We start from the raw sequence: 17583 nt of genomic DNA, 5'->3' as shown, positions 1-17583 counted from the left end.
GTGCCTCTGCACGTACCGCGTTAGCCATCTGGTCTAATAAAACGGCTTGAAGCAGCGCGTGTTTCAGGGAAAACCTGACCGTTCGGCCGAGGGCTCCGCCGCCAGTCCGCGCGCCATCTTTCCTCGGTTACAATCGTCCAATGCAAATCCTACTCAGCAACGACGACGGTTATCTGGCTCGCGGGCTCAACGTGCTGCACGCGGCCTTGCAGCCGCTTGGGCAAGTCACGGTCATGGCGCCCGAGCAGAATTGCAGCGGCGCTTCGAACTCGCTGACGCTCTCCCGGCCGCTCACCATTCACACTGCGCCCAACGGTTTTAACTACGTGAACGGTACGCCCACGGACTCCGTGCACATCGCGCTGACAGGCATGCTGGAAACGCAGCCGGATCTCGTCGTCTCGGGTATCAATAACGGCCAGAACATGGGCGAGGACACGCTGTATTCAGGGACCGTGGCGGCGGCAACCGAGGGCTTCATGTTCGGCGTGCCGGCCATTGCGTTTTCGCTGGTTGGCCGCGACTGGTTACATCTGGAAGACGCCGCTCGCGTGGCTGCCGACATCGTTGCGCATTTTCTGGCGCATCCCATGCCCGGCCATCCGTTGCTGAACGTGAATATTCCGAGTCTTCCCTATGAACAGATGGGAGAGTGGCGCATCACGCGGCTTGGCAAACGTCATCCGTCGCAACCGGTGATCCGGCAGATCGATCCGCGCGGAAACCCCATCTGGTGGATCGGGCCATCCGGCGACGCGCTCGATGCAAGCGAAGGCACAGATTTTCACGCCGTTGCGAACGGGCATGTTTCAATTACGCCGCTGCAACTGGATCTCACGCATACCAAGCTGTTGCCCGCTACACGCGAGTGGGCCGAGGCACGGAGCCGCCGTTCATGACGGACGAACGCGCGAAACGCTTTCCGCTGGCGCTCGCTGATCTGGTGCGCGAACCGCGCAAAGCAATTGCGCGTCCGGATGCAAGCGGCAAGTCGAATGCTAGGCCGGCCGGCAAACCGGCGTTCAAGTCAATTACTGGCGGTAATGGTGCTGCGCGGCCGGCGGCCGCGGTGCACCACGCAGGCGCGGCCACGCTGAAACCGGCCGGTGCAAAGGTTGCAAAATTGTCGACGGCGCTTCATTCCGGAACGAAAGCCAATGCCATCGTCAAGCCCGCAGCGACTGTGAAAGCAGCAGTCAAGCCGGTCGGCGTTGCTGAAACCGCTGGCCCGCGAGGCGCTTCGGCAGGCGAGGTTCATCGTCCAGCAGTCAAGCCACACCCGGTCACGAAACCGTCCGCAGTCGTGGCTCATCATCAACCGGGCGCGTTGCGTTCCGGTGCCCGCGCGAATGCGATGCGGGACTCGGCCATGAGCGCGAAAATTCAGGCCGTGCCGGAGGCGAAGCCGGTACAGCCGCCGGACGTCAGGCCGGGTAATGTCCGCAAGACGGCGCTGCAAGGCACGCACACCGGCACGCATGCCTTGACATCGGAACGCGTGCGCGAGCGAATGGTCGAACGGCTGCGTGCAAACGGCATTGGGGACCCGCGTGTGCTTGCCGCAATGTCCGCAGTGCCGCGTCACATGTTCGTCGATCCGGGGCTTGCCGCGCAGGCCTATGAGGACGCCGCGCTGCCGATCGGTCATCACCAGACGATCTCGAAACCGTCTGTCGTCGCACGAATGATCGAATTGGTTGCGGCGGGGCGCACGCTCAGGAGCGTGCTGGAGATCGGTACGGGCTGCGGATATCAGGCAGCCGTGTTGTCGCAGGTTGCCACGGACGTGTATTCCATCGAGCGGATTCGGCCGTTGTCGGAGCGCGCGAAGTTGAATTTGCGTCCTTTGCGTGTGCCGAATATCCGTCTCCATTACGGCGATGGCCGGCTCGGATTGCCGGCGGCCGCGCCGTTCGACGCCATTGTCATAGCGTGTGCGGGGCTTGATGTGCCGCAGGCGCTGCTTGATCAACTCGCTGTTGGCGGCAGGCTGGTTGCGCCGGTCGGTTCCCAGACGGCGCAAGCGCAGATACTGACGCTCGTCGAGCGCGTTTCGCCCACGCAGTGGCGCGAGTCGCAGCTTGATAGGGTTTTCTTTGTACCTTTAAAATCCGGAGTGATTTGACACCGATGAGTATGTTGCGTGCTAAACAACAAGTGAGCGCAAACCCCGGTTTGACGGTGGTTCAGCGCATGGTGTGCGTCGCGGCGCTGTCCGTGCTGGCTGCGTGCGCAACACGGATGGACAACGCGCCCGTCGTCGACCGGACCGGAGCCGCTATCGGCACGCAAGCCGCTCAGGATGGCGCCGTGTTGCCGCCCGGTCCGCCGCCGCCAGGCTATTACCGCGTGAAACCGGGTGACACCCTATACCGGATTGCGCTGGAAAACGGTCAGAATTATCGCGATATTGCATCGTGGAACAACATGACGAACCCGAATCAGATCGAAGTCGATCAATTGCTTCGGGTCGCACCTCCGGGCGCGAATCTCGCCGCCGCAACGCCGGGTGTTTCTACCGCTCCTATCGCAGGTGGAGGCGTGCAGGCCCAGCCGCTGACGAATACGTATGGCGCGAACAATTCCAACGGCGCAACCCTGCCGACCGCGCCGGCTTACGGTTCATCGTCCGGTATGGGTACGGCGCCTGCCCCGTTGCCTGGGACAGCGCCGGCGGTGGCGCCAGGAGTGGCGATGAATCAGCCGGGAGCGAGTGGGATTGACAACGGCGCAGCAGCGGCGCCGGCGGGTCAGCCGGCATTCATCTGGCCTGCGCGTGGACCGATTCTCGGCACGTTCGACGACGCGAAGAACAAAGGCGTCAATATTGGCGGATCGCCCGGAGATCCGGTCAATGCATCGGCGGATGGACGCGTCGTTTATTCCGGCAACGGGCTGCGCGGGTACGGTAATCTCATCATCATCAAGCACGACGCAACTTTTCTGACCGCGTACGCACATAACCGCGCTTTGATGGTAAAAGAAGGTGACGCGGTGACAAAAGGGCAGAAGATCGCCGAGATGGGCAACAGCGATTCGGACCGTGTGATGTTGCATTTCGAAGTTCGCCGGCAGGGCAAACCTGTCGACCCTCTGACGTATTTGCCGCCGCAATAAGCGAAATCACCATGCCTAAATCGAAGCGCCGCCCGCCGCAAGCCGAGACTGAGCCAATCAGCCGACCCACGCAGACAACGGTGGAAGACGGCGCTTCGAGCCACGCAGACGAGTCGGAATCCGAAACGGTCGAAGCCGAACTCGACGGTGACGAAGAAAGCGGATCAAGTGGCAAGGATGCAGCGGAGGGCGCAAACGATTCCGTGCCCGACGTCGACGACTTCAAGTCGATCCTGCAGGCCGAACTGACCGCCGACACCATCCAGCATTACCTGAATCGTATTAGCGTAAAGCCGCTCTTGACTGTCGAAGAAGAGCAGCGTTACTCGCGGCTCGCTAAAGCCGGCGAGTTCGAAGCGCGGCAGGTGATGATCGAGCGCAATCTGCGGCTGGTGGTGAGTATCGCGAAGGGTTATCTCAATCGGGGTGTGCCGCTGCTCGATTTGATCGAGGAAGGCAATCTCGGCCTGATGCACGCGATCGAAAAATTCGATCCTACGCGTGGTTTCCGGTTTTCGACCTATGCCACATGGTGGATCCGCCAGAGCATAGAGCGCGCAATCATGAATCAGGCGCGCACGGTGCGTTTGCCCGTTCACGTGATTCGTGAACTCAATCAGGTGCTGCGCGCGAAACGCCATCTCGAGAAAAGCTCGGCAAATTCCACGGCGGCCATAGCGCCGGATAGACGCGACGCGAGTATTGACGACATCGCGCATCTCACCGGCAAGACGCCCGAGGAAGTCACTGACATACTGGCGCTGAATGAACACACGGCGTCGCTGGATGCGCCGCTGGATCTCGATCCGGCGAGCAGCTTGCTCGACCTGCTTTCCGACGACGCCAGCCAGTCTCCCGATTCCGAAGTCCAGCATCGCGAACTGGAAACGCTGACGAAGCTCTGGCTTTCCCGTCTTTCCGACAAACACCGGCACGTGATCGAACGCCGTTTTGGCTTGAATCACATCGAACCGGCCACGCTCGAGGAACTTGCCGACGAAATGGGCCTGACGCGCGAGCGCGTGCGCCAGATCCAGCAAGAGGCGCTGGTGCGGCTAAAGCGTTTTTTTGCATCGAACGGCGTGCGTAAAGACGCGGTGTTGTAGTGGTCTGTAGTCAGGCGGCGACCGGTCAGCGCTTTCCTTAAAAAAACGCCGTATCCAATCAAGTAATGACTCCCATTCTCGTATTCGATATCGAGACAATCCCCGATGTCGAGGGTATTCGCCGTCTCGAAGATCTCCCCGCCACGCTCACCGACGCCGAAGTCGCCGAGCACGCCTTCGCCGCGCGCCGCGAGCGGGTCGGCAATGACTTCCTGCCGCACCATTTGCAGCGCATCGCCGCCATTTCATGCGTGTTCCGCGACAACACCGGTTTTCGCGTGCGCTCGCTCGGCGCCACCACGGATTCGGAAGCTGCGCTGATCCAGTCGTTTTTTCGCGTGATCGAGAAATACACGCCTCAACTCGTGTCGTGGAACGGCGGCGGTTTCGACCTGCCGGTCTTGCACTATCGCGCGTTGATTCATGGCGTAACGGCTTCCCGATACTGGGACCTGGGCAACGATGACCGCGAATTCCGCTACAACAATTACATCAGCCGTTATCACGCACGCCACACCGACCTCATGGATGTGCTCGCGATGTATCAGGCACGCGCGAATGCACCTCTGGACGCTCTCGCAAAGCTGTGTGGTTTTCCGGGAAAACTGGGCATGGACGGCGGCAAGGTCTGGCAGGCGTATTCGGAAGGGCGGCTCGACGAAATCCGCAATTACTGCGAGACCGACGTGGTGAATACTTACCTGATGTATTGCCGTTTCCAGTTGATGCGCGGCGGGTTTTCCCAAGAGGAATATGTTGATGAAATCAACGTGGTGAAAAACGCGCTCGCGCTGGAACCCGCGCCGCACTGGGCCGAATACCTTGCGGCGTTCGGCCAATAGGCATCTGCCGATTGCTGGTGCGGCATCGTTTACAATTCCCGCCTTCGCAGTCTTTCCCTTCAATTCATATATCAGTCAGGAAGTCCGTAGGTGCCTCGCGCTCGTAAAAAATCCAATCGCCGATGGAATCCGCCTGGACGAATCGTTCCGCTCGACCCCGCGGCGGCACCACTCGAGATCGAAATCCAGTCGCTAGATATGGAGGCCCAGGGCGTCGGCCGCACGCGTACGGAAGACGGTTCGGCGGGCAAGGTTATTTTCGTGGAAGGCGCGCTGCCGGGCGAACGTGTCTCGTATGCGACCTTTCGCCGGAAAGCGGCATTCGAGCAAGGGCTATTGGTCAAGGTATTGCGCGAAAGCGTGATGCGGACGCGTCCGAAATGTCCCTATTTCAGTAAATGCGGCGGCTGCTCCATGCAGCATCTCGATGTGCGTGCACAGATCGCGGTCAAGCAGCGGGTGCTCGAGGACAACCTCGAACACATTAGCAAGCTGCGCGCCGAGACAATCTACCGGCCGATTCATGGGCCGTCTTGGGGTTATCGTTATCGCGCGCGTCTATCCGTTCGGCTGATCGCGGGAAAGGGCGGCGCGCTGGTCGGATTTCATGAGAAGAAAAGCGATTTTGTCGCCGATATGCCAACTTGCGAGGTGCTGACGCCACACGTGTCGGCGCTGCTCATGCCGCTTCGCAAGCTTGTTCAGGATCTTTCCGTTCGCGATCGCCTGCCGCAAATCGAAGTCGCTGTGGGCGCCGAAATCACGGCGCTGGTCCTGCGGATTCTTGAACCGTTGACCGAGGCCGACGAGGCGCTGGTCCGTGCCTTCGCCGACAGGCACGGCGTACAGTTCTGGTTGCAACCCAAAGGACCCGATACCGCATATCCGTTTCATCCGGTCGAACGTGAACTGGCGTACACCTTGCCGGAGTTCAATATCCGGATGCCGTTCAAGCCAACCGATTTCACGCAGGTCAATCATCAGATCAACCGCGTGCTGGTGAGTCGCGCGTTGCGATTGCTGGCGCCTTCACGCGCCGATCGCGTACTGGATCTTTTTTGCGGTATCGGCAATTTTACGCTGCCGCTTGCGCGGGTGTCGTGTGAAGTGATGGGTATTGAAGGGAGCGAAGAGCTTACGCAGCGCGCGCTCGAAAATGCCAGGGCGAATGGCGTGGATGGTCATACATCGTTCGCATGCCGAAACCTGTTCGAAGTCACGGCCGACGATCTGCGTGCACTTGGACGCTTCGATAAATACCTCGTGGATCCCCCTCGCGACGGTGCGCTGGCAGTGTCGAAGGCGCTTGCTGAACTGGCGCAGCATGGGGACTACGACTTGATGCCTGGGCGTATTGTGTATGTATCGTGCAATCCTGCAACGCTCGCGCGCGACGCGGGCGTGCTTGTCCGGGAGGCGGGTTACCGGCTCAAGGGCGCCGGCGTGATGAACATGTTTCCGCACACGTCGCACGTCGAGTCGATCGCATTATTCGAACGAGACTGATTCTTCGTCTATCCGGATGCGTTTGCGCCAGGCATAAAAAAACCGGCCTCCAGAAAGGCCGGTTTTTTTGTTTGAAACTTTCGAGGACCAGATCAGTTCCGGTTGCCGCCGAAAATACCGAGTAACGCGAGCAGGTTCGTGAATACGTTGTACAGGTCCAGATAGATTGCGAGTGCGGCACTGATGTAATTCGTCTCGCCGCCGTTCACAACGCGCTGGACGTCGAACAGCATATACGCCGAGAAGATCACGATCGCCAGCACGGACACTGTCAGCATCAATGCGGGCAAGTGCAGGAATACGTTCGCGAACGCAGCGAGCAGCAGCACGAGCACGCCCACGAACAGCCACTTGCCGAGGCCGGAAAAGTCGCGCTTGCTGACCGTTGCGATGGTCGCCATGGCCGCGAAGATCACGCCCGTGCCACCAAAGGCCATCATGATGAGCTGCGGTCCGTTCGAGAAGCCGAGAATGAAGCTCAGCATGCGCGACAGCATCAGTCCCATGAAGAACGTGAAACCAAGCAGTACGACGACGCCCAGGCTGCTGTTTTTCGTGCGTTCGATAGCAAACATGAAGCCGAACGCTATCGCGAGGAAGGCAATGAAGCTCATGGCCGGGCTGGTCGCTGCAAACAGCGAAAAGCCCGTTGCAACGCCGACCCAGGCGCCGAGAACTGTCGGCACCATCGAGAGGGCGAGTAGCCAATACGTATTGCGCAACACACGGTTGCGGGTTTCGGACGACGTGACGCTGCCGGTACGGCCAAAACCGTAAGGGGACTCGTTCATGGTTTCTCTCCTTGCCTAAACTTGTGTAAAGCAACCTGGTTCAAAAAATACTGGCCCGACTTGTTCTACGCCGCAGCGTTGCGGGCCACTGGCGGGCCCTTACAGACGCAATATGCGTCTATGTTGCGCCAAATTCAACGGTGCTGCACCGCAACGAGCGGGTCATTAAAATTACCGCGCATTTCGTTACTGCACATGTGCTTTGATACTTACGATGCCGTAAGGTTTCCATCGCAATCATACAACGCTTCGTGCTACAATTGTCGATTCATTTATATTCGTAACCCGTTCATTTTTTGGAGTTTTTCATGGCAATCGAGCGCACCCTGTCGATTATCAAACCGGATGCAGTGGCAAAGAATGTGATTGGCCAGATCTACAGCCGTTTTGAACAGGCGGGCCTGAAGATTATCGCAGCTCGCATGGTTCACCTGTCGCGTGCTGACGCGGAAAAGTTCTACGCAGTCCACGCTGCGCGTCCGTTCTTCAAGGACCTCGTTGAATTCATGATCTCCGGCCCGGTGATGATCCAGGCGCTGGAAGGCGAAAACGCCATCCTGACGAACCGTGACCTGATGGGCGCAACGGATCCGAAGAAGGCGGACAAGGGCACGATCCGCGCTGATTTCGCGGACAGCATCGACGCTAATGCAGTGCACGGGTCGGACGCAGCAGAGACCGCGCGTCAGGAAATCGCGTTCTTCTTCCCCGAAGTAAACGTTTATTCGCGTTGATTCGGGAGTAGATTTATCGCAGGAATTGGCGCGAAATGACCGGAGCGCGACTTCGAACGCCTCCGGCTTCGCTTATCAGGAAATGGCAGAAATCGAATGACAGCTTCCACCGTCAACCTTCTGGATCTCGATGCCGCCGGGCTCGTTGCATATTGCGACAGCCTGGGGGAGAAGCCGTTTCGCGCCAAGCAATTGCAGCGCTGGATCCACCAGTTCGGCGTTGACGATTTCGACGGCATGACCGATCTCGCGAAATCATTGCGCGAGAAATTGAAAGGCCGGGCAAGTCTGGACATGCCCGCCATCGTTCGCGACCACGTTTCCACCGACGGCACGCGCAAATGGCTGATCGACGTGGGCAACAGCAACGCGGTCGAGACTGTCTACATTCCAGAAGAAAATCGCGGCACGCTGTGCGTTTCATCGCAAGCGGGCTGCGCGGTCAATTGCCGGTTCTGCTCGACCGGCAAGCAGGGGTTTTCCCGCAACCTGAGCACGGGCGAAATCATCGGCCAGTTGCGAATGGCGGAATTTGCGCTGCGTGCATCCAGGAGCGGTACTTATGGCGTGCCGAACAACGGCAAAGCGGACCGCGTCGTGACCAATGTCGTGATGATGGGCATGGGCGAACCGTTGCTCAATTACGACGCCGTGGTGCCCGCCATGCGCCTGATGCTCGACGACAACGCCTACGGGTTGTCGCGGCGCCGGGTGACCTTGTCCACGTCGGGCGTCGTGCCCATGATGGACCGGCTTGGCGCGGATTTGCCGGTGGCGCTCGCCGTGTCCCTGCATGCGCCGAATGATCCGCTGCGCGACATGCTTGTGCCGCTCAACAAGAAGTATCCGCTGCGCGAACTGATGGCCGCGTGCCAGCGTTATTTGAAAGTGGCGCCTCGCGATTTCATCACGTTCGAGTATTGCATGCTCGACGGTGTGAATGACAGCGAGGCGCATGCTCGGGAGCTCGTTGCGCTGACTCGCGACGTACCGTGCAAATTCAATCTGATTCCGTTCAATCCATTCCCTGAATCCGGATTGACGCGATCCGGCAATGAACAAATCAAGCGTTTTGCACAGGTATTGATGGACGCCGGTGTTGTGACCACGGTGCGTAAGACCCGCGGCGACGACATCGATGCAGCGTGTGGGCAACTGGCCGGCGCGGTGCAGGACCGTACGCGTCTTGCGCAGCGTATGGGCAAGGCGTCGAAGGTTATTGAGGTTCGGGCTGTTTGACGTGCGTATCGGCCAAGCCGCCACGGCGTTGCGGCTGCACGCGCGTTAGTTAATTAGCCGATATGTGCCATTCGGTTGCGAAATCGGAAAATTCGGCAATAAACGATCAAAGTCGGCGCACAACACCGTGCATTTTGTTATAAAGCGGTCTGCAACGCCGGTGCGGCAGTTTCGTGCGGTAGCGCCGTGCTCGGCAACGAAGCCGAGCAGCGACAAAAAAGAATCGATGCGAGGAAATTGGGATGAGTGAGCCGCAGCACCCGACGCCATTTGGCGCTCATAAAGGTGGCCAGTCGGGCGGTCAGGCCGGGCCTGTGTCCGCAAGCCAGCCGGAGCAAGCTCCAAGCGCAGTGCAGGGTGGAGTCCAGGCAGCAGCGGGCCTTGAGTCGGTCGCAGCGGTGGGCGTGCGTCTAACGCAACTTCGCGAGGCGAAGAACTGGTCGCTGGATGACGTGTCTGCGCGGCTGAAGGTATCGCCGCAAAAGTTGCGCGCGCTCGAAAGTGGCGATCTTAGCCTTTTCCCGGATCGCAACTTTGCAGCGGGCATCGTGCGCAGTTACGCGAAGATCATGGGCGCGGATCCCGCACCGTTCACGGCAGCGCTGCGTCAGGCCAATGGTCCGGTAGAACAGAATTTGTCGTTGCCCGCGTCGTCGGGCGCGGGATTGCCTCGCGGCCGTGTCTCGGTGCCGCTTGGCAGTTCGCCGAAGCGCCGGTCCTGGTTGTGGGGTGTCGCGGCAGTAATTGTCGCGGTGATCGCGCTTGCAATGTGGCATACCGGCGGCGACTCGGCGGCGTGGCTCTCACGATTGAAGGCTAGCGCCAATGGTGCGAGTCAGTCGGCGGGCGGCGAAACGAGTTCGGGCTCGGCCGTGGTCGCGTCCGAAGAGTCCAGCGCAAACGCGGGTTCGGTCGCACCTGGCGATACGGCTGCGAGTGGCGCTGCATCGAATAATTCGACCGCGCAGCAAGCGGCCGCTCAGCCAATGCCGAGTCCGTTGGGCACGAACGCGCTGCCCGCGTCTTCCTCGACTATTACGGCTGTTCAGGGCACGGCCGCCAAGGGCGCAAGCGTCCCGGCCGCCGTGCCGCTCGCGAACGCGGCTAAACCCGAGGCGCCTGCGTCGGCTGCCGCTGTGGTTGGGACCGGTGCAAATACGCTCGAATTGAAGGTGGCGCGCGATAGCTGGTTCAGCGTGCGCCAGAAGGACGGCAAGGAAGTCTTCTCGGGTCTGGTCAAGGCCGATTCGGTGCAGCGCGTAGCGGGAGACGCGCCGTTCAAGATCACCGTTGGAAATCGCGCGGGTCTCGACTCGCTGACGTTCGACGGACAGCCGGTCGATCCTGCCAAGTTCGGACCGGCCAAAGGCAATGTCGCGCGTTTTTCCTTGCCGTGAGGCGGATGCCGCAAGCTCCGGGCGAAGCGCGCCGGGGTTTGGCGAACAACGGATGCTGGCCGGTTCTCGTGCTGCGCTGAATCGAGCCGTCTGGCCTCGATCTTCAGGTCTGACACGAAACCGTGCGAAGATTTCGGCGAGGCGTTGCGAATTTTCAAACGCCGTTCCTTGTCCTTGAGTCTCATTCATTCCAGAAACGCGTCACCGTGCGGTATCCGGCAACGCAGAGGGCCATTTAGATGCAATCCGAAGCTCAACAACCCCTAATTGAAAGCAGGATTTGTTCGTCGGAGCCTGTCTTCGGCGGATCGTGGAAACGAAGGGCGTCGCACGCGGTTGACGTTCGATGGGGCGGCCAGCTCGTCACCATTGGCGGCGATTCGCCCGTGCGCGTCCAGTCGATGACAAACACCGACACCGCAGATGCAATTGGTACGGCAATTCAGATCAAGGAACTGGCGCAAGCCGGCTCGGAACTGGTGCGAATCACGGTGAACACGCCTGAAGCCGCGGCGGCGGTGCCGGCCGTGCGCGAACAGCTCGACCGAATGGGTGTGACCGTGCCGCTCGTCGGCGATTTCCATTACAACGGTCACACGCTGCTGCGCGACTATCCTGCTTGCGCGGAAGCGCTGTCGAAATATCGTATCAATCCGGGCAACGTCGGTGCTGGCGCAAAACGCGACACACAATTTGCCCAGATGATCGAAGCGGCCGCGCGTTACGACAAGCCGGTGCGGATCGGGGTGAACTGGGGAAGTCTCGACCAGGACCTGCTCGCGCGCATGATGGACGAAAACGCCGCGCGTGCAACACCCTGGGAAGCGCAAAGCGTGATGTACGAAGCGCTGATCCAGTCGGCGATCGGCTCGGCGGAAAGAGCGGTCGAACTTGGCTTGCGGCGCGATCAGATCATTTTGTCGTGCAAGGTCAGCGGCGTGCAGGACTTGATCGCGGTTTATCGCGAACTGGCCAAGCGCTGCAGCTTCGCACTGCACCTCGGGCTCACCGAAGCGGGTATGGGCTCGAAAGGCATTGTGGCGTCGACGGCGGCGTTGTCGGTGCTGTTGCAAGAGGGCATCGGCGACACCATCCGGATTTCGCTCACGCCCGAACCCGGCGGCGCGAGAACTGGCGAGGTGATCGTCGGGCAGGAAATCCTGCAGACCATGGGCTTGCGTTCGTTCACGCCAATGGTCATTGCCTGCCCAGGCTGCGGACGCACCACGAGCACGTTGTTCCAGGAACTGGCCTCGCAGATTCAGACTTACCTGCGCAACGAAATGCCGGTCTGGCGCGATCAGTTCCCCGGCGTCGAGAAGATGCATGTTGCGGTGATGGGTTGCATCGTGAACGGGCCGGGTGAATCCAAGCAGGCGAATATCGGCATCAGCTTGCCGGGTTCGGGCGAGAATCCCGCGGCGCCGGTGTTTATTGACGGCGTGAAGGTCAAGACGTTGCGCGGCGAACATATCGCTCAGGAGTTCCAGCAAATCGTCAGCGAGTACGTCACGCGCACTTATGGCAAGCGCGAAACCGCGCAGGCAGAAACAATCTAAAGACAGATGACTGAAGTCAAGAAAAAGCTTGAAAAGCTGAGCGGCGTGAAAGGGATGAACGACATCCTGCCCGAGCACGCCGCGTTGTACGAATTCTTCGAAAGTACCGTGAAGTCGATGCTGCGGGCCTACGGCTACCAGCAGATCCGCACGCCCATTCTCGAGCATACGCAACTGTTCACGCGCGGCATTGGCGAAGTGACGGATATTGTCGAGAAGGAAATGTACAGCTTCACCGACGCGCTCAATGGCGAGCAACTCACACTGCGACCGGAGAACACGGCCGCAGTGGTGCGCGCGACGATTGAACACAATTTGCTGTACGACGGCCCGAAGCGGCTCTGGTATGTCGGGCCGATGTTCCGTCACGAGCGTCCGCAGCGTGGGCGTTATAGGCAGTTTCATCAGGTTGGCGTGGAAGCGCTGGGTTTTGCGGGTCCGGACACCGACGCTGAAATCATCATGATGTGTCAGCGCCTGTGGGACGATCTCGGGCTCTCTGGCATCCGTCTGGAACTGAATTCGCTTGGTCAGCCTGAAGAACGCGCGGCGCACCGGAAGGAACTGATCGCCTATCTCGAGCAACACATCGACACACTCGATGAAGAAGCGAAACGCCGTCTCTACACGAACCCGTTGCGCGTGCTCGACACGAAAAATCCGGCGATGCAGGAAATCGCGCAGAACGCGCCAAAGCTTGTCGATTTTCTCGGGCCGGAATCGCTTGCGCACTTTGAAGGCGTTCAGCGTTTGCTGAAGGCGAACAACGTGCCGTTCACGATCAACCCCCGTCTCGTTCGCGGTCTTGATTACTACAATCTGACCGTATTCGAGTGGGTGACCGACAAGCTTGGCTCGCAAGGCACGGTCGCGGGCGGCGGGCGCTACGATCCGCTGATCGAGCAGCTTGGCGGAAAGGCGGCGGCTGCGTGCGGCTGGGCCATGGGCGTTGAGCGGATTCTTGAATTGCTGAAAGAAGAAGATCTCGTGCCGGCGCCGGAAGGCACTGACATCTACGTCGTGCATCAAGGCGAGGCTGCGGCGTTGCAGGCGTTTATCATCGCGGAGCGTTTGCGCGATACCGGCCTCGACGTCATCCTTCATTGCAGCCCGGATGGCACGGCGGCGAGCTTCAAGTCGCAAATGAAAAAAGCCGATGCGAGCGGTGCGGCGTTTGCAGTCGTACTCGGCGAAAACGAGCTTGCGCAGGGCATGGTCGGCGTCAAGCCGTTGCGCGCGACATCGCTTGAATCAACGGGTCAAAAGAACGAGCAGGCCACCGTGCCTGTGGAAGACTTGACCGAATTTCTAATCAATGCGATGGTGGCAACCGCCGACGACAGCGCCGACTGATTGTCCGGCGGCGTCGCCCGGAAAGCCCCGTGCGATGGACCGAAACAATGGCGCGCGGCATTGCACGCGAACACAAGAGCAGTCAAGGAATACGCTGGGCATGAGCTATCACGAAGAACAAGAGTCACTTGAAAACCTGAAGGCCTGGTGGGCCAAATGGGGCAACTCCACGACCTGGATCGTGCTCGCGGTACTCGTGGTCGCGGCAGGCTGGAACGGCTGGAACTTCTGGCAACGCAGGCAGGCCGCCGAAGCCGCTGTCCTCTACGATCAGGTCCAGCAGGCTGTGGCCGCGGGCGACAAGACGCTGATTTCGCGCGTTTCCTCGGACATGGAAGACAAGTTCGGCGGTACCGCCTACGCGCAGATGACCGCGCTCGCCGCAGCCAAATCCCTATACATGAGCGGCGACAGCGCAGGCGCGAAAACGCAATTGCAATGGGTCATCGATCACGCAAAGGATGCTGAATACAAGCAGATCGCGAAACTGCGGCTGTCGTTGATTCTCCTCGATGAAAAAGCCTACGACGCCGGCCTGAAAGTGCTGGCCGACGAACCGCTCGACGCGTTCAAGGGCGTGGTGGCGGACCGTCGCGGCGATTTGCTGGCGGCGCAAGGCAAGCGCGACGACGCGCGCACCGCCTATAAACTGGCGCTCGATTCGCTGCCGCAATCCGACTCGTCCGCGCGCCAGTTGATCCAGTTCAAGCTCGACGCGCTGGGCGGCTAGCGCTGGATTGAGTCACGCATCAACCGTGGTCTTTATGCGAGTGCGTTGCTCAATGGGTTAAAGTCGCGGGTTCCCGGCTATTTCAAGCGGGTTTCGCGCAGCACACCGATCAACCGATTTCACCTTATCCATGTTGCGTCCACCGATGAATTTTCTGAAACGCTACGCTCTGCCGCTCGCCTGCGCGATGTCGGTCATGCTCACGGCCTGTGCCACCAAGGACGAGCGCCGGGTGCCGACTCCGCTTGTCGACATCAAGCCCGTTCTGAATGTGGAGCAGGCCTGGAAGGCGAGCGTCGGCAAGGCTGGACGCTACATGTTCTCGCCGGTTGCCGTCGGCGACGCTGTGTTTGCGGCGGGTGCGAACGGCACCGTTGCGAAGATCGATGCGAAGACGGGTCAGGATGTATGGCGCGTCAAGCTCAAGGACGATCTGTCGGCGGGCGTGGGTACCGATGGCAACCTGACCGCGGTCGGTGGCCTGAAGGGCAGCGTGTTCGTGCTCGGGCCTGACGGCAAGCAACTGTGGACGGCTACGGCGCCGGGCGAAATCATCTCGCCGCCGCTCGTGGGCAACGACCTCGTGATCGTCCGCACCATTGACGGCAAGATCGTGGCGTTCAATTCGCAAACGGGCGAGCAGAAGTGGATGTTCCAGGCGCGCGCGGTGCCGCTGAACCTGCGTGTTGCGGCCGGCATGACGTTCGCGGCATCGCAGGCGGTGTTGGCGGGTTTCCCGGGCGGCACGTTCGCGGCAATCAACCTGCAAACCGGCGACGCATACTGGCAGACGCCGGTTTCATTCCCGAAGGGCGTGACCGAAGTCGAACGTATCAACGACGTGACGGGTGCGCCGACGCTGGTCGGATCGGAGACCTGTGCGGTGACGTTCCAGGGCCGCATCGGCTGTTTCGATGCCAACTCGGGCCGTCCGCAATGGGAAAAGAACTTCTCGAGCGACAGCGGTCTCGCGCAGGACAATGAAGTCGTGGCGGCGGGTGACGACTGGTCGGTGGTCAACGCATTCAGCGCGATCGACGGCACCCCGCTCTGGAAGAACGACAAGCTGAAGAATCGCACGGTCAGCGTGCCGTTCATTCTGGGTCGCGCGGTCGTGATCGGTGACTATCAAGGTTTTGTACATTTCCTTTCCACGACCAATGGCGAATTTGTCGGCCGCGCCAAGACCGACGGCAGCGCAATCACGGCTGCACCGGTTCTGGCTGGCGACACGCTGGTGATCCAGACGCATGACGGCGGCCTGTACGGTTTCCGTCCGCGCTGAGGGTCTGGATTGAGCTGACGAGCGGGCCGGTCTTGCCGGCCGCTCGTGTTTCTACGGACTTTTTGTTTTTTTAAGTCCGCGCCGTGCGAATAGAATCGATTCATCAACGCTGCACATGACGAATCTGTCGTGCGGCAAATAAGCGCACAAGCAGCATTGGCAACGGCACACCGTTTATCCCGGCATCTGCATTCCTGCCGCTGGGCGCGCAAATTCATGTTTTCGACGGAGCGCATCAACGCGTTCCAAATGCGCCTCGAACGAGCCGGCAGGACCGATCAGCAGGAAGTTAAAAACAGCCGTATATGCTGCATCCAGCGACCGATCCGCTGGAACCGTGCTAATTTTCGACACACCGCCGGATCGCGCACTCGCGGTTCGCCGTTTCCGGAGTGACATCCGGCGCACGCCGGGCCGGAATGATCCGCCTTGCGTTCAACCAAGAACACCATCTGATGAAACCCGTAATTGCCCTCGTGGGGCGCCCCAATGTGGGGAAATCGACGCTCTTCAACCGCCTGACGCGTTCGCGCGACGCCCTCGTCGCCGACTTGCCCGGTCTCACACGCGACCGCCATTATGGCGAAGGCCGCGTGGGCGACCGTCCGTATCTGGTCGTGGATACCGGCGGTTTCGAGCCGGTCGCGAAAGACGGCATCCTGCATGAAATGGCTCGTCAGACGCGTCAGGCGGTGGAAGAGGCCGACGTGGTCGTGTTCATTACCGACGGCCGCAACGGCCTCGCGCCACAAGACAAGGCGATTGCGGACTATCTGCGCAAGACGGGCCGGCCGCTCTTTCTCGTGGTCAACAAGGCCGAAGGCATGAAGTACAGCGCAGTGGCCGCTGACTTCTACGAGCTTGGCCTCGGCGACCCGCGCGCCATTTCGGCAGCGCACGGCGACGGCGTGACGGAAATGATCGGCGATGCACTCGAGATCGCGTACGCCGGCCAGCCGGAAGAAGACCCGGAGGAGAAGGCTGCGCGCGGTGTGAAGATCGCCATCGTCGGACGTCCGAACGTCGGCAAGTCCACGCTGATAAACGCACTGGTTGGCGAGGAGCGCGTGATCGCGTTCGACATGCCCGGCACCACGCGCGATTCCATCTATGTTGATTTCGAGCGAAGTGGCCGCAAGTACACACTGATCGATACAGCGGGTTTGCGTCGTCGCGGCAAGGTGTTCGAAGCGATCGAGAAGTTCTCGGTGGTGAAGACGCTGCAGTCGATTTCAGACGCGAACGTGGTGATTCTGCTGCTCGATGCGCAGCAGGACATCTCCGAGCAGGACGCGCACATCGCGGGATTCGTGGTTGAACAGGGGCGTGCGCTGGTGGTCGGCGTGAACAAGTGGGACGGGCTCGATTCGCATGTGCGCGAGCGCACCAAGGCTGACCTGACACGCAAGCTCAAGTTTTTGGACTTTGCTAAATTTCATTACGTGTCGGCGCTGGAGAAAACCGGTATTAGCCAGTTGATGAAATCTGTCGACGACGCTTACGCCGCCGCCATGGCAAAGCTGCCAACGCCGAAGCTCACGCGCGCGCTGATTGACGCCGTGGAGTTCCAGCAGCCGCGGCGTCGCGGCCCGATCCGTCCGAAGCTGCGTTATGCGCATCAGGGCGGGCAGAATCCCCCGATCATTGTCGTGCATGGAAATGCGCTCGACGCGATCACCGACACCTATAAACGCTACCTCGAAGGGCGCTTCAGAGAAACTTTTGGGCTGGTTGGGACTCCATTGCGCATAGAGTTTCGTTCGAGTGCGAATCCTTACGCGGATAAGGGCTGAAGTCTGGCTGAATCCCGCGTGTATCAAGCGTTTCGCCGGGTTTAGGGCGGCCGGCGCGCGCTGGTGCGAAAATGAAAATCGGCTATAGTGTAGCGATTGACGGCGGATCTCTTTTTCTTCGTCGCAATCAC

General features: G+C 60.2%; 15 protein-coding genes. 14 read left to right on the top strand and 1 reads right to left on the bottom strand.

All coding sequences use genetic code 11. The features are described from left to right. Positions 1-140 precede the first annotated feature (140 nt). From surE to rlmD, 6 genes are all read left to right on the top strand, one after another. Positions 141-899 (top strand): 5'/3'-nucleotidase SurE, encoded by a 759-nt coding sequence (surE, locus tag ACRWA7_RS25515; protein ID WP_438393042.1) that lies wholly within the window; start codon positions 141-143, stop codon positions 897-899. After that, the gene (locus ACRWA7_RS25510; RefSeq protein ID WP_438393041.1) at positions 896-2125 is read left to right on the top strand and encodes a protein-L-isoaspartate(D-aspartate) O-methyltransferase; all 1230 of its coding nucleotides are present in this window, start codon (positions 896-898) and stop codon (positions 2123-2125) included. The genes surE and ACRWA7_RS25510 overlap by 4 nt, the downstream gene beginning before the upstream one ends. Positions 2126-2130: 5 nt before the next feature. Further along, a complete protein-coding gene (locus ACRWA7_RS25505) occupies positions 2131-3117 on the top strand; it encodes a peptidoglycan DD-metalloendopeptidase family protein (protein ID WP_438393039.1) in 987 nt (328 codons plus the stop codon). A gap of 11 nt (positions 3118-3128) precedes the next feature. Beyond that, positions 3129-4223, top strand: coding sequence for an RNA polymerase sigma factor RpoS (gene rpoS / locus ACRWA7_RS25500; RefSeq protein WP_438393037.1), 1095 nt, complete (start codon positions 3129-3131; stop codon positions 4221-4223). A 65-nt stretch (positions 4224-4288) separates the two neighbouring features. After that, positions 4289-5065, top strand: a complete 777-nt coding sequence (locus tag ACRWA7_RS25495) for a 3'-5' exonuclease (protein ID WP_060856293.1) — start codon at positions 4289-4291, stop codon at positions 5063-5065. A gap of 141 nt (positions 5066-5206) precedes the next feature. Beyond that, positions 5207-6571 (top strand): 23S rRNA (uracil(1939)-C(5))-methyltransferase RlmD, encoded by a 1365-nt coding sequence (rlmD, locus tag ACRWA7_RS25490; RefSeq protein ID WP_438396781.1) that lies wholly within the window; start codon positions 5207-5209, stop codon positions 6569-6571. Between the two features lie 92 nt (positions 6572-6663). Here the strand turns inward: rlmD and ACRWA7_RS25485 are convergent, their stop codons facing one another. After that, a complete protein-coding gene (locus ACRWA7_RS25485) occupies positions 6664-7362 on the bottom strand; it encodes a Bax inhibitor-1/YccA family protein (protein WP_060856291.1) in 699 nt (232 codons plus the stop codon). Positions 7363-7670: 308 nt separating this feature from the next. Between ACRWA7_RS25485 and ndk the strand changes: the two genes are divergently transcribed. The 8 genes from ndk to der all read left to right on the top strand — a co-directional run bounded on the left by ndk (position 7671) and on the right by der (position 17452). Then, positions 7671-8096, top strand: a complete 426-nt coding sequence (gene ndk, locus ACRWA7_RS25480) for a nucleoside-diphosphate kinase (RefSeq protein WP_047897645.1) — start codon at positions 7671-7673, stop codon at positions 8094-8096. Between the two features lie 96 nt (positions 8097-8192). Beyond that, entirely contained in the window at positions 8193-9335 is a 1143-nt protein-coding gene (gene rlmN / locus ACRWA7_RS25475; RefSeq protein ID WP_438393034.1) for a 23S rRNA (adenine(2503)-C(2))-methyltransferase RlmN, read from the top strand. Between the two features lie 242 nt (positions 9336-9577). Beyond that, complete coding sequence (locus ACRWA7_RS25470; RefSeq protein WP_438393033.1) at positions 9578-10732, top strand: RodZ domain-containing protein; 1155 nt, start codon at positions 9578-9580, stop codon at positions 10730-10732. Between the two features lie 239 nt (positions 10733-10971). Further along, on the top strand, positions 10972-12291 hold the full coding sequence (gene ispG, locus ACRWA7_RS25465; protein WP_438393031.1) for a flavodoxin-dependent (E)-4-hydroxy-3-methylbut-2-enyl-diphosphate synthase: 1320 nt from the start codon (positions 10972-10974) through the stop codon (positions 12289-12291). 6 nt (positions 12292-12297) lie between these two features. After that, positions 12298-13644 (top strand): histidine--tRNA ligase, encoded by a 1347-nt coding sequence (gene hisS, locus ACRWA7_RS25460; protein ID WP_438393029.1) that lies wholly within the window; start codon positions 12298-12300, stop codon positions 13642-13644. 100 nt (positions 13645-13744) lie between these two features. After that, positions 13745-14374, top strand: a complete 630-nt coding sequence (locus tag ACRWA7_RS25455; RefSeq protein ID WP_060856286.1) for a tetratricopeptide repeat protein — start codon at positions 13745-13747, stop codon at positions 14372-14374. Positions 14375-14519: 145 nt separating this feature from the next. Then, entirely contained in the window at positions 14520-15659 is a 1140-nt protein-coding gene (bamB, locus tag ACRWA7_RS25450; protein ID WP_438393026.1) for an outer membrane protein assembly factor BamB, read from the top strand. A 455-nt stretch (positions 15660-16114) separates the two neighbouring features. Then, positions 16115-17452, top strand: a complete 1338-nt coding sequence (gene der / locus ACRWA7_RS25445) for a ribosome biogenesis GTPase Der (protein ID WP_056364601.1) — start codon at positions 16115-16117, stop codon at positions 17450-17452. Positions 17453-17583: the final 131 nt, after the last annotated feature.

It is taken from the genome of Caballeronia sp. DA-9 (genome assembly GCF_051615025.1).
Lineage (GTDB): Bacteria > Pseudomonadota > Gammaproteobacteria > Burkholderiales > Burkholderiaceae > Caballeronia > Caballeronia sordidicola.
The sequence above is the reverse complement of the archived record's forward strand: the minus strand, read 5'-3'. Positions and strand labels throughout refer to the sequence as shown.

Coding starts and splice junctions, on each gene's coding strand:
- ACRWA7_RS25470 (WP_438393033.1), top strand. CDS start 9,578: ATGAGTGAGCCGCAGCACCCGACGCCATTTGGCGCTCATAAAGGTGGC.
- rlmN (WP_438393034.1), top strand. CDS start 8,193: ATGACAGCTTCCACCGTCAACCTTCTGGATCTCGATGCCGCCGGGCTC.
- bamB (WP_438393026.1), top strand. CDS start 14,520: ATGAATTTTCTGAAACGCTACGCTCTGCCGCTCGCCTGCGCGATGTCG.
- ACRWA7_RS25455 (WP_060856286.1), top strand. CDS start 13,745: ATGAGCTATCACGAAGAACAAGAGTCACTTGAAAACCTGAAGGCCTGG.
- ACRWA7_RS25510 (WP_438393041.1), top strand. CDS start 896: ATGACGGACGAACGCGCGAAACGCTTTCCGCTGGCGCTCGCTGATCTG.
- ACRWA7_RS25495 (WP_060856293.1), top strand. CDS start 4,289: ATGACTCCCATTCTCGTATTCGATATCGAGACAATCCCCGATGTCGAG.
- der (WP_056364601.1), top strand. CDS start 16,115: ATGAAACCCGTAATTGCCCTCGTGGGGCGCCCCAATGTGGGGAAATCG.
- rpoS (WP_438393037.1), top strand. CDS start 3,129: ATGCCTAAATCGAAGCGCCGCCCGCCGCAAGCCGAGACTGAGCCAATC.
- ndk (WP_047897645.1), top strand. CDS start 7,671: ATGGCAATCGAGCGCACCCTGTCGATTATCAAACCGGATGCAGTGGCA.
- ispG (WP_438393031.1), top strand. CDS start 10,972: ATGCAATCCGAAGCTCAACAACCCCTAATTGAAAGCAGGATTTGTTCG.
- hisS (WP_438393029.1), top strand. CDS start 12,298: ATGACTGAAGTCAAGAAAAAGCTTGAAAAGCTGAGCGGCGTGAAAGGG.
- surE (WP_438393042.1), top strand. CDS start 141: ATGCAAATCCTACTCAGCAACGACGACGGTTATCTGGCTCGCGGGCTC.
- ACRWA7_RS25505 (WP_438393039.1), top strand. CDS start 2,131: ATGAGTATGTTGCGTGCTAAACAACAAGTGAGCGCAAACCCCGGTTTG.
- ACRWA7_RS25485 (WP_060856291.1), bottom strand. CDS start 7,362: ATGAACGAGTCCCCTTACGGTTTTGGCCGTACCGGCAGCGTCACGTCG.